The organism is Flavobacterium qiangtangense, from assembly GCF_042658345.1.
GTDB classification, from domain to species: Bacteria; Bacteroidota; Bacteroidia; order Flavobacteriales; family Flavobacteriaceae; genus Flavobacterium; species Flavobacterium qiangtangense.
In genome coordinates this window covers 170,957-183,335 of record NZ_JBHSQB010000010.1, presented here as the reverse complement: position 1 = coordinate 183,335, position 12,379 = coordinate 170,957, and the positions used below count along the sequence as shown (strand labels likewise).

At 35.7% G+C, this 12,379-nt stretch carries 8 protein-coding genes; 1 reads left to right on the top strand and 7 read right to left on the bottom strand.

Annotated elements, in window-relative coordinates:
- Positions 1-432: a response regulator gene (locus ACFPVY_RS14680; RefSeq protein ID WP_379792881.1), complete on the bottom strand. Its 432-nt coding sequence runs from the start codon at positions 430-432 to the stop codon at positions 1-3.
- A 37-nt stretch (positions 433-469) separates the two neighbouring features.
- A complete protein-coding gene (locus tag ACFPVY_RS14675; RefSeq protein ID WP_379792880.1) occupies positions 470-1,813 on the bottom strand; it encodes a sensor histidine kinase in 1,344 nt (447 codons plus the stop codon).
- 196 nt (positions 1,814-2,009) lie between these two features.
- On the opposite strand from ACFPVY_RS14675, the gene typA reads away from it, so the two are divergent.
- Complete coding sequence (typA, locus tag ACFPVY_RS14670; protein WP_379792879.1) at positions 2,010-3,806, top strand: translational GTPase TypA; 1,797 nt, start codon at positions 2,010-2,012, stop codon at positions 3,804-3,806.
- Positions 3,807-4,226: 420 nt separating this feature from the next.
- Here typA and ACFPVY_RS14665 read toward each other — a convergent pair whose 3' ends face one another.
- The 5 genes from ACFPVY_RS14665 to ACFPVY_RS14645 form a co-directional block, all read right to left on the bottom strand.
- A complete protein-coding gene (locus ACFPVY_RS14665; protein ID WP_379792878.1) occupies positions 4,227-7,001 on the bottom strand; it encodes a T9SS type B sorting domain-containing protein in 2,775 nt (924 codons plus the stop codon).
- A gap of 31 nt (positions 7,002-7,032) precedes the next feature.
- Positions 7,033-9,327 carry a T9SS type B sorting domain-containing protein gene (locus ACFPVY_RS14660; protein ID WP_379792877.1) on the bottom strand — a complete coding sequence of 765 codons (2,295 nt, stop codon included), beginning with the start codon at positions 9,325-9,327 and terminating at the stop codon, positions 7,033-7,035.
- A gap of 22 nt (positions 9,328-9,349) precedes the next feature.
- A complete protein-coding gene (locus ACFPVY_RS14655; protein WP_379792876.1) occupies positions 9,350-10,165 on the bottom strand; it encodes an ABC transporter permease in 816 nt (271 codons plus the stop codon).
- 49 nt (positions 10,166-10,214) lie between these two features.
- Complete coding sequence (locus ACFPVY_RS14650) at positions 10,215-11,111, bottom strand: ABC transporter ATP-binding protein (RefSeq protein ID WP_379792875.1); 897 nt, start codon at positions 11,109-11,111, stop codon at positions 10,215-10,217.
- Positions 11,112-11,236: 125 nt separating this feature from the next.
- The gene (locus tag ACFPVY_RS14645; RefSeq protein WP_379792874.1) at positions 11,237-12,295 is read right to left on the bottom strand and encodes a nucleoid-associated protein; all 1,059 of its coding nucleotides are present in this window, start codon (positions 12,293-12,295) and stop codon (positions 11,237-11,239) included.
- Positions 12,296-12,379 lie beyond the last annotated feature (84 nt).

Below are 12,379 nucleotides of genomic sequence, written 5' to 3'. Positions count from 1 at the left end.
TTATGGTTTTTTTGGCAATTGAACAATTGATATCCAGAAATCTTCAATGCTGGTGATGACCTCTAGAAATTTAGTGGTTTCAACCGGTTTTGTGATGAAGCAATTCACGTGGTTCTGGTAGCTTTTTAGCACATCTTGTTCAGAAGAGGAGGTTGTAAGCATAATTACGGGGATATGTTGAATTTGGGGATTTGATTTTATCCTTAATAAAACTTCGTGGCCATTCAGCTTTGGAATATTCACGTCAAGTAATATCAGGTCTGGAGTTTCAGCAGTGGTATATTTTTCTTTTTTCTCCAGGAAAAGCATAGCTTCCCATCCATCACGTACAACAGAAACCACATTCTTGATTTTGCTGATCAAGAGCGCTTCTTCGGTTAGTAGGATGTCGCCTTCATTGTCTTCAATTAATAATATATGAATTGATTTCATTGGGCAAAATGATTTGGGTTTAACAAATATAGCAAAACTATTTGCTAACTGTAAAATAAAATTGGCTTCCTTTTCCTTCTTCTGAATTCACCCAGATTTTTCCTCCTTGAGTTTCTATAATTTTCCTACAAATAGCAAGTCCGATACCGGTTCCAGAGTATTCTTGCTTTGGATGCAGTCGTTGAAAAATGACAAAAATCTTGTCAAAAAATATAGGATTTATACCAATCCCATCGTCGCTAACGCAAAATTGCCATTTGGTTCCTAAATCGGTATATGAAATTTCAATCGTTGTAGGTTTTTCTAATTTGTGGTATTTGATAGAATTTCCGATCAAATTCTGCAAAACGAGCTGAATTGGTGTTCTGCGACAATTTATCGTTGGTAAATTTTTCCAAATTAGTGTCGCGTTATTTTCTTTCAAGGCCAACTCATTATAAAGCGTAATTTCTTCCAAAAGAAGATTCATATCAATGTTTTCCTTCCTTTGGTCAAATTTTCCAATTTTAGAATATTCGAGCAGATCCAGAATTAAGATTCGCATTCTTTGGGCGCCATCAACGGCATAATGAATATATTCTTTTCCTTTTTCGTCGAGCTGGTCATTGTATTTTCGTTCAATTTCTGATAAAAAACGCGTCACCATTCTCAGCGGTTCCTGTAAATCGTGTGATGCAACGTAAGCAAATTGCTCTAATTCAGCATTTGAAATCGCAAGCTCTTGAACCCGTTTATTAATTTGGGAATTCAGTTCTTCCAGATGATTTTCATATTCTTTTCGGTCAGAAATATCTTCCATCGAGCCAATCATGCGTATTGGTTTCCCTTTTTTGTTGAATAAAAGGTAACCGCGGTCAAACATATATTTTGTCTCGCCAGATTCTGTAATAATTCGATATTCGTCAGACCAATTTTCTTTTTCTGCGCTTTCGATAAACGCATCGAATTTCGTTGTTACACGCTCGCGATCCTCCGGATGAATTTTTTCTGTCCACCAGTTGCTGTGGTTCACGCGTTGTTGATAACCCATCAGTCTCGTTAAAGCTTCACTCCAAAGCACTTGCTCTTTCTTGAAATCAAAATCCCAGATAATATTGTTCGTTGCTTTTGTCACAACCGTGTAACGATCGTTAGAATGCCTTAAATCTTCGGTAATATTTTTAAGTCGGTTCAGGTATTTTTCGTTTTTATCTTCGTATTTTTTCAACATCAGCCAAAAGATAAACCCTGATACTAAAATAAATCCAATTCCTTTAAGTGTTTGAAAAACAAGAGAATCGTCCCCAATTCCAAAATATTCAAACGACCGATCACTGATCAAAATCCATAAGATTCCGATGGTCAAGTAGATTGCAATTATTTTATTTGAAGTTCTGAGCATTTTAAAAGGGGAAATTCTTCTTCCGTAAATATAAATAAAAGTCTGTTTTGTTCAGATTATTTACGTTAAAAATAGTTCATTACAGCCAATATCTATTCAATAAGTTAACTGCTTATTATGAATAAGTTAAGTCCTTCAGAAAAAACATTTTTTATATCAAAATAAAGTGTACATTTGCAGCTTCTAAAAAAATCGAATGGAATCTATCAGAAACATTGCAATTATTGCCCACGTCGATCACGGTAAAACTACTTTGGTTGATAAAATTATGTACCATTGTCAACTTTTCCGTGACAACGAAAACACGGGAGACTTAATTCTTGACAACAACGATTTAGAGCGTGAAAGAGGTATTACAATTACTTCAAAAAACGTATCTGTAGTTTATAAAGGAACAAAAATCAACATTATCGATACTCCTGGTCACGCGGATTTCGGTGGAGAAGTAGAACGTGTATTGAACATGGCCGATGGTGTTTGCCTTTTGGTAGATGCTTTTGAAGGACCAATGCCACAGACTCGTTTCGTTTTACAAAAAGCGTTGGATCTTGGTTTGAAACCTTGCGTTGTAATCAATAAAGTAGATAAAGAAAACTGTACGCCAGAAGAAGTTCATGAAAAAGTTTTTGACTTGATGTTTGAACTTGGAGCAACTGAAGAGCAATTGGATTTTCCAACTGTTTACGGTTCTGCAAAAAACAACTGGATGTCAGATGATTGGAGAAACCAAACTGAAAATATCGAGCCATTATTAGATATGGTAATCAAAAATGTTCCAGCTCCAAATGTTGGTGAAGGAACGCCACAAATGTTGATTACATCTTTAGATTTCTCAGCTTTTACAGGTCGTATCGCAATCGGTCGTCTTGAAAGAGGAGTTCTTAACGAAGGAATGCCAATCTCTTTGGTAAAAAGAGACGGTACTGTAGTAAAATCACGTATCAAAGAACTTCACACATTTGAAGGACTTGGACGTAAAAAAGTACCGCAAGTAATTGCTGGAGATATCTGTGCAATCATTGGTGTTGAAGGTTTTGAAATTGGAGATACTATCGCTGATTTCGAAAACCCAGAAGGTTTGCAAACAATCGCAATTGATGAGCCAACAATGAGTATGTTGTTCACAATCAACGATTCACCTTTCTTTGGTAAAGAAGGTAAATTTGTAACTTCACGTCACATTAGAGAACGTTTGACAAAAGAATTAGAGAAAAACTTAGCGATGAAGTTAGGTGAAACTGATTCTGCTGATAAATTTATGGTTTTTGGTCGTGGTGTACTTCACTTATCTGTTCTTATTGAAACAATGAGAAGAGAAGGATATGAATTGCAAATTGGTCAGCCACAAGTAATTATCAAAGAAATTGATGGTCAAAAATGTGAGCCAATTGAAGAATTGACAATTGATTTACCAGAATCTCTTTCAGGTAGAGCAGTTGAATTCGTTACAATGCGTAAAGGTGAAATGCTTTCTATGGAAACTAAAGGTGACCGTATGATTGTTAAATTCAACATTCCATCACGTGGAATCATCGGATTGAGAAATCAACTTTTGACTGCAACTGCTGGTGAAGCTATCATGGCACACCGTTTCATCGGATACGAACCTTACAAAGGCGAAATCGCTGGACGTAACAAAGGTTCTTTGATCTCTATGGAAAAAGGAAAAGCGATTCCATATTCTATCGATAAATTGCAAGATCGTGGTAAATTCTTTATTGAGCCAAATTCAGAAATCTATGAAGGTCAAGTAATTGGAGAAAACTCTCGTGCAGATGATATGTCTGTAAACGTAACGAAAGAGAAAAAACAATCTAACGTTCGTTCTTCTGGAAACGATGAAAAAGCGAGAATCATCCCGCCAATCATTTTCTCTCTTGAAGAAGCTTTAGAGTACATTCAAAAAGATGAATATGTTGAAGTTACACCAAAATCAATCCGTATAAGAAAGATTTATTTGACTGAAACTGAAAGAAAACGTTTTAAATTCTAAGATATTTTCAACTATAAACAAAGCCATTCTGAAAAGAGTGGCTTTTTTTATTTGAAGCTATTCCTGCTTTTCCCTGCAAGCTTTTTCTAAAACACCTTTTTTTGCAAGAAGAAAAAGGAGCTTCCTCTGGTCGCTCTTCTTCATCAGCAAAAAATAGCTGTTTTTAGAAAAAGGCTTTCCGTTTCAATCAGGGCTAGTTATTCAGTTTGTGGTTACAAAGCGTGAAGACAAAGAATATCGACAATCAATTTCGATTTCAATTGGTCCAAAAGTTGGCAAAAAAGAACCCACCTTTCTCCATAACCCGGATTGCAGGTGGCATCCTTTTTAAATGCCGGGGTTCGGCATTAAAAAGATACAACCGAAAAGCCGGACGACGATTCCAAAAGGTAATTTTGTTTCCTGTTTCAAGTAAAAATCTTAGCGAATCAAGCTGAAATGGCCTCTGACGGTTCTTCCGTTTTCAAGAGTGACCAAATACCAATAATCAGTAGAAGGCAAATTGTGGCCGTTGTAAACGCCGTTCCAGCCTGGAGATTTTGGGTCAACATCGGCTAAAAGTTTCCCGAATCTATCAAAAATATAGATTTTAGAATTTGCGTAAAATGAGGCGTTCATTCCAATAATATTCCAAGTGTCATTTGAGCCGTCTTGATTTGGCGTAAAGAATTTTGGAATTTCCAGTACCGAAATATTTTCTTTGCTCGTGCCACAACCGCGCGTGTCATACACATAAACCGTGTGGAAACCAGCCGTTACACTTTCAAAATGATTCGATTCCTGAAAAGGTCCGTTTGGTAAATCAAGCGAATATAAATAATCGCCGATGCTCTGCGAATTCAACAAAACGGTTACGGTATTATTTTGGGTCAAATCAATGATTTGCACGTTTTCAATTGTAGCATTATTCGAAGGCAAAACGGTAATTGTTCGCGTTTTTTCACAGCCAAATTGGTTGATGACTTTTACGGTATAATTTCCAGGTTGATTTACTAAAATCGTAGGAGTCGTTGCGCCAGTTGACCATTCAAAGTCAAAATTCGAAATGTTTCCTTGTAATAATCCAGCGGTTAAAGTTGTGAATTGGGTTGGAAGATTGGTGCAGACATACTTGGTGTCTTGAAGTTCGATTTGCGGTAATTTGTCAACGATCAATTTTATAGGAAAAATGCCTTCACATTCGTTATTTTCTTCAACTCTTGCGTAAACGGTTTGCGTGTCTGCGATCGTATTTGTGAACAAACTGCTGATCGCATTTGTTTCTAGAAATGCATTGTTTAATGTTGTGTAATAACTGATTGATGCTGTTGCAGGAAATCCAGAGATTTGTGCGTCTGAAAGCTGAAATTGAGTAATTCCATCCTCGACAGAATCATCGCATTTTCTAAGAATAATTTCGGGATTATTTGCTGGATTTACGTTTAAATCTAACGTCGTCAAAGAGTAACATCCGGTTACAGGATCAGTGATTTTTGCCGTAATTTGTTGCGGGTTTGAAATGTTTGAATAGTTGGCTGTCAGTTGATTAATTCCATCAACGGCGTTTGGTTGTGACAAGAAATAGGTGACATTCATTGAGAGATTTCCGCCTGTTAAAACGCTATTTGCTTGCAAAAGATTAAAGGGAATATTCGTTTCTGCCGACGTTGGACTGCATTGTACCAAAGTTGCGGGAAAAGCGTCGGGCAACGCACTAATAATTATACTTTTTGAATTGGTAATTGGTGTTCCTTCAACAACGATAGTAACGGTTACGTTATAATTTCCGGTTGCGCTATAAATGTGATTTGGAGCAACGGAATTTGTTGTAGGACTTCCATCGCCAAAATCCCAAACAATGCTGTCAATTGTTCCGTTTGTGTCAACTTCAAAAATAGTCGCATCTCCCAGACATAGATTTCGGGCGGTAATTGTTGAGCTGAATACCGATGTAATAAAAGGAGGAAGCCCAAATCTTGAAATTCCGGTTCCCAATGAAACTGCTTGCTCTTGATAACCGCAAGCGGCGCCATCTAATTCGGGATTGTTGATTGCGTCTAAAGTCGCATCGTTGTTCGAGTTGATATTTGCTTTGTATATTTTTTTGTTTGGTCCCAACTGCAAAGAACCATTAGATTTCCCGGATACAACAACCGAAGAAGCACTGATATCGCTACTTTCTAAGTTAAACTGAACTACAGAATTATTGGTTGAAACATATAATTTTTTTACTTCTGCAGAAAATTCAACTCCATACGGATTTTGATTTTGCATGACCAAAACAGGATTGCTGACAACGCCGGTTTGGTTGTTGAAATCATACAAATAAACGGTTCCATTGCTTGATGATCCACCAGTTTGCGTTCCGATTTGGTTGTGTGCGATTGCAATTTTTTTTCCGTCGGGAGATGCTTTTAATTGTCCGATAGCATTTCTTCGGTAGCCGGAAATTGGAACCATTGGAATATTTTGAGAAATTACCGGAGTTGGATTCACGCCATTTTCATCAATTTTAAAAGCATAAAACTTATCTGTAAAATGTGTGATAACCCAGTAACCAAGTCCGTTTTGTGCTTTTACAGCTGTAATTTTTTCAGAACTTTTATATTTAATTTCTTGTCCCGTTGGATTTGGATCATAAGTAACCAAGTGCGTATTTCGTATTGTTACATCGCCAACACTTCCATTGGAACCAATAACCGAAACATCAACTATTGAATAATTTAAGCCATTATTGTAACCATCATCAGCATCAGGAATTGTCTGTGTAGAACCGTTTGATTCGCTATAAGTTCCAGAGAATTGTGCTGGATAAACGGCTGCATTTGATTGATGCGGCTCGTCAACAGTAAATACATAATAGATATTTGGATTTGCCGGATTTGGAATGATAATTCCGGATTGTGTGCTTGAAGGATCGCCTAAAAGTCCGGTTCCAAATTCATAATTGCCGTTAGGCATAATTAGGTGATTTTTATCCCAAACTGTTCTTCCGTCAGTATATAAAAGTAAATTTCCGTTAGAGTCAGAAAATGAGCTACAACCTTCGTTTGTGTTGATTCCGATGGGGTTTGGATTCGTCGATAAAACCGTTATTGTGTTGTCAGCATTGAATTTAATTCCGGCGCGACTGCCAAAAAACCAATTGGATGCTTCTCCCTGAGAAAACGATTTTATAGAAAGAAATAAGAACAAAAATAACCAATTGAATTTCATAACCTAAGAATTGAAATTCAAAGATATGCAATTATCTCAGAAGTGAGAAGTGTCCTTTAATTTCTCTGCCGTTTTCTAAAGTTATTACAAACCAATAGTCTGTCGCGAACAGATTTTTTCCATTGAAAGTTCCATCCCATCCCGGTTGATTTCCAGTGAAAAAATGTACTAATTTTCCATATCGGTCGAAAATCGCAACCTTTGCTCTCGGTTGAAATTGCAAAAAGGGAATCCTCCAAATATCGTTCATTCCGTCTTGGTTTGGAGTGAAGAATTTTGGATAATCCATCACATAAAAATCATAAGAAATCTGACCGCAATTTTCTTCATTGATGTAAGCGGTATATTCTCCAGGTGCTAAATTTGAGAAAGTCGGACTAACTTGATAATTGACTCCGTCAAGTGAATATCCGTAGTTTCCGATGCTGTTTTCGGAAAGATTTATCGTTGCAGAATTATTGCCACCGTTAAAATCATTTATTGAAACTGAAGCAACTTCTGCAATACTTGAAGCGGTCACAATAAATTTTTTGGTGGTCGTACAGCCAAAAGTATTTGAAACCGTCACGATGTAAGTTCCTGCATTTGAAATCGTAATAATTTGCGAACTTTGAACAGGATTTGTACTCCAAGAATAGCTTGAAAAACCAGAACCAGCATTTAATTGGATTGAATTTCCTAAACAAATATTTCTTTCCACATCATCAAAACTTCCTTGAAAGGAGTTTACGATAACATCAAATTCTGCAATTCCATAACAATCAATTCCGCTACTTAATTTGGCATAAATCGTTTGTTGGAATGCAATTGTATTTTGAAAGTTCGTTGGATTTGTAATTGGGTTTAACCCTAAAAGTGCGTCTGAAGATGAAGTGTAATAAACCACATTTCCGCCCGGAAGATTGGCTAAAATTTCAGCCTCTGTTTCTTCTAAATTAAAAGTAGAAATTCCGTCTGAGGGATTTGCGTCAACATCACAAGTTTGTAAATTATCGGGATCTGCAATCGCATTATTTGAAACCGCCAAAGTCAATTCTGAAACGATAAAACAGCCAAATCTATTTTCTATTCTCGCATACACAACAGCCTGTGTGTTTTCAAAATTAGACGAATTGGTAATTGGAGTAGTTCCGATTTCTGCGGCTCCTTCTGTTAAAAAGTAAGTTGCCGTAAGATCGTCGTCATTTTCTGTCAGAGCGCTAGTTGCTTGATTTAAATTGAAAAAAGCCAATCCGTCGTTATCTTCATCACATTGAACAAGTTGTGTGTTAATTTGATTTGGACTTAAAGCATATTCGATAGATATTTCGCCACTTGAAGTACAACTGCCACTGAGCGAAATCTCGACAGAATAAATGCCTTGCTCCGTTACCGTAAATGTGGGTGTTGTTTCTGGTTGCAATACGTTGTCTTTGTACCAAGTGTAACCTATTGCATTTGTTGTAGTTGCGTCTAAAACCGTAATTTCATCTGGGCAAAGAGGATTTGCGGTAGCAAAAAGACGATCTGGACCCAAATCTTTTTCGATTCTAAAACTGCCCGCGCCTAAAAATATAGCCGAGTCGTATAAATTATTTCCTTGGTCAGCAACAACCAATTTTATGTGGTACAAAGTTCCAGGAACGACAGCAGATTGCGCTGTTAAAACCTTTGTTTGTCCATTAAAATTCGTGGGATGTTGGTACTCATTAAAAGCATCAAAATACTGTGCATTCGCGGGCGGACAAATGGTTCCGGGACCGCGAACGGTATTTGATTTTATCGGAATATTTGTTCCCGGTACAACCGCCAAATTTTGATAAGCATTTGAAGTGTTCGCTTCTTTTAATAAAAATACAAATCCATCCGTGTAATTACATTGGTTAGAGCTTGGATTTGAAAGGTATTGTTCTGAAGAAAAAATATAGTCAAAACTGATTTTATCGCCCAATGGCAAAAAGTCAAATTCTAAAATCGTAGCGTTTACTGAAGAATTCCCTATTGACAATGCGTTTTCAAGGTCTGAATCGCCAAGCCAACTTGTGGGACCTTCGCTCAAAGTATTTGAATTTGGACCTTTTGCAGAAATCGCTTTTCCAGTGCTTAAAATGATTCCATCTTGAAACGGAAAAGTAGTTGCGTCACCAGAAAATCTTCCATAACTTTTTCCATCACCAAAATTAAATCCGTTTACAGAAATATTAGAAACCGAAGCACAACTACTGTTAATTAAAACATCTTCAACAAGTTGCTGTGCGGTGTAACTGTCGTTAACTTGGATATATTGTGCTTTTAAAGCTGTCGAAAAGCACAATAGTAAAAAAATAAATAGGGGAGTCTTTATCATCTTCATAGCATCGGCAAAGATACTATAAATCTCGTTTTTTCAGAATTTTATATGACATTAACATAAAAATAACGATCCAAACAGATACCGTTATAATTGTGGATAAATGAACTTCATAATCTCTGATTTCAGTTGCGCCAGAAACCTGACTTTCAATATTTTGGTATAATTTGAATCTTGTAAATGGCTGACTGATTAATCGATACATCGCTTCAAGCGGTAATAAGTCATAAATCATCTTTGGGATTCTAACCATATAAATTAAAATACATTCGAAAATAAACCACACGAATAGAAATCCTAAAGCAAAAGCGGAACGTTTTACCAAAATTCCTAAGAATAAACAGAAAGAAAAGAAGGCTGTTAATTTTAAAAAGTAAGCAAAAATATACTCCAAATCCATAAAAACGATTTCAGTTTCATTGTATGATGAAAAGCTGTAACCCAAGATTAAAGTCAGTATGAAAATGTAAACTGTTGAAATTAAAGCGAATAAAACGACTGTCAAAAACTTCGACATAATGAATTCTTTCTTGTTCAGTCCGTCGATTAAGTTTTGTTTTAAAGTTCCGTTGCTGTATTCGTTTGCCATCATTGAAACGATGATTATGGCCAAGAAAAATTTAAGCATCGCAGCCATGTAAGTATTAAAATGCCAAATAAACGGAAAATTGTAAATTCCCATATCGGCCAAACGAAAATCAACGCCAATAAATTTAAAGTTGATCGAAGAAATTAATGCGATGGATGACAAAAGTATAAAATAGGTCAAAATCAAGATGCGACTTGCTCTGTTTTGCCACAGTTTTTGTAATTCTATAGAAAGTAAACGTTTCATTTTGGTTGAAATTATCCAAAGAAATTGGAATGAAAAATTGGTTTTGGTGCTATTGGTTTTTGGTCAATTCTAAAAATTGCTCTTCAAGACTGTGTTTGCGTTTTACAAGATGTTTCAGGTAAATATTTTTAGAAGCCAAATATCGATTTAATTCAGAAGCTTCTAGATTTGTGTTTGCAAAAGCGGTAAGTTTTCCGTTTTCTTCCGTAATTTTTTCAATCGATGGATTTTGTTCCAAAGCTATTTTCAATTCAGACAAATCATCTGAAATCAATTCAAAAAATCCGTCTTGCGAATTCATCCCGCCAACTTCTCCCGAATATAAAATTTCTCCTTTTCTTAAAATCAAAACGTGCGAACATACTTTTTCTACCTCGTCTAAAAGATGCGAAGCCAGTAAAATCGTAGTTCCTTCAGAAGTAATCAAATTAATAATATCACGAATTTGGCGAATTCCTTGTGGGTCTAAACCATTTGTAGGTTCGTCTAAAATCAAGATTTCTGGATCATTCAAAAGTGCAGAAGCGATCGCCAATCGTTGTTTCATTCCCAAAGAAAAGGTTCTGAATTTGCTGTCTTTTCGTTCATAAAGGCCAACGATTTTCAGCTTTTCTTCAATTTTAGAATAATTGGTTCCTTTGATTTTGCAGACTAATTTCAGGTTTTGTTCCGCAGTCATATACGGATAGAAATTTGGCCTTTCGATAATCGCGCCTACTTTTTTTAAAGCTTCATGCGTTTCCATCGAACCGCCAAACCAGCTGTAATCACCAGAAGTTTTGTTGACTACATTTAAGACGATTCCCAAAGTTGTAGATTTTCCACTACCATTCGGACCTAAAATTCCGTAAACGTTTCCTTTTTTAATTTCAAGAGAAACATTTTTTACGGCTTTAACAGCGCCATAATTTTTATAAAGATTTTCAATTTTAAGTATTGTTTCCAAGGTTGTTGAGGTTTGGTTTATAGTATGACGAATTAATAAGTTTTTTGTTACCGATAAAGTTACTAAAAATAAAAAATCCTCAATTACAATTGCAATTGAGGATTGATTTTTAAACTTTTAAACTTTTATGATTTTTGTTCTTTATTGAAGTAAACCAAGTAATAGTACATCTGTTTTTCTTCATCCCAGCCTTTTTCCACGTACTTTTCAGCACTTTCTGGATTGATGAAATCGAGTTTGATTTGGATATTTGTATCTAAATTAATTACGTTTTTAATTTTCTTTCTGGCATCAGAAACCGCCGCATTTGCAATTGGGAAAGTAGTGACGTCTTCAATGCTATATTTTTCGCCTTTGTCCACTTTATAATTCTTAAATTCAGACATCAAATCTGGATTGTCAATGACTTCGTTTAAGAAATTTTGCTCTACAAATTCATCGTTTTTAGCAAAATGATTTACTGCACGATTCATGAACATAACTTCTTCTTTTTTGTCTTCTGCCGGAAGAACCACGTCTTTTGCAAAGTCTTGGCAGAATTTCAAATATTTCTTTGTGATAAAGTTTTCGTCTTGAAAAGCATCCACAGAAAGGAAATGTTCCAACCAATATCTTGCGTCATAACGGTTGCTGTCAACAGTCAAAATCTTGTAACCTTCTTCTTTTTTGTAGTTAAAAATCAAACAACCTTTGTCTAATTTATTCAGGTTGATTCCTTGTTGCAAAATCATTTCAAGGTTGCTGTCTTTTTCTTCAAATTGCAAGAAATCAGACTGTAATTCACTTTTAAAAACTCCAATTGCGTCAACAACATTGTTATCGATGCTTAAGTTCGTCAAATACGTCACATAAACTTCTCCGTTTTTAATATGCGGATGATTTGACTGCTCAAACAAATGTTTTGTGATGTTTTTTGAAATCTCGTGCGCTTTATCAGGATTTGCGAAAACCTCAGAAGCAAACTTGTACATTTCATTATAATCTAAATCTACATCGTGCGCAAATTGATAATAATTCTCTTCTTTTTCACGAAAAGATTTAAAGAAAAATTCCTTTAAAAGTGGCATAATTTCATCATTCAAGCTGTATTTTGAATCTGATAAAAAGAAGGCCTCGTTACGGCTTTTATTCCCAACTCTGTGAACGCTAAGAGTTTCGATGTGGGTGTTGAATAAATTAATCATAGTTTGTTAGTTTTATGAGATAAAAGAACCAAGAAAAAAACAAAAATAGGTTTCTTTCTTGGTTCAAAAATTTTATGTTGATAA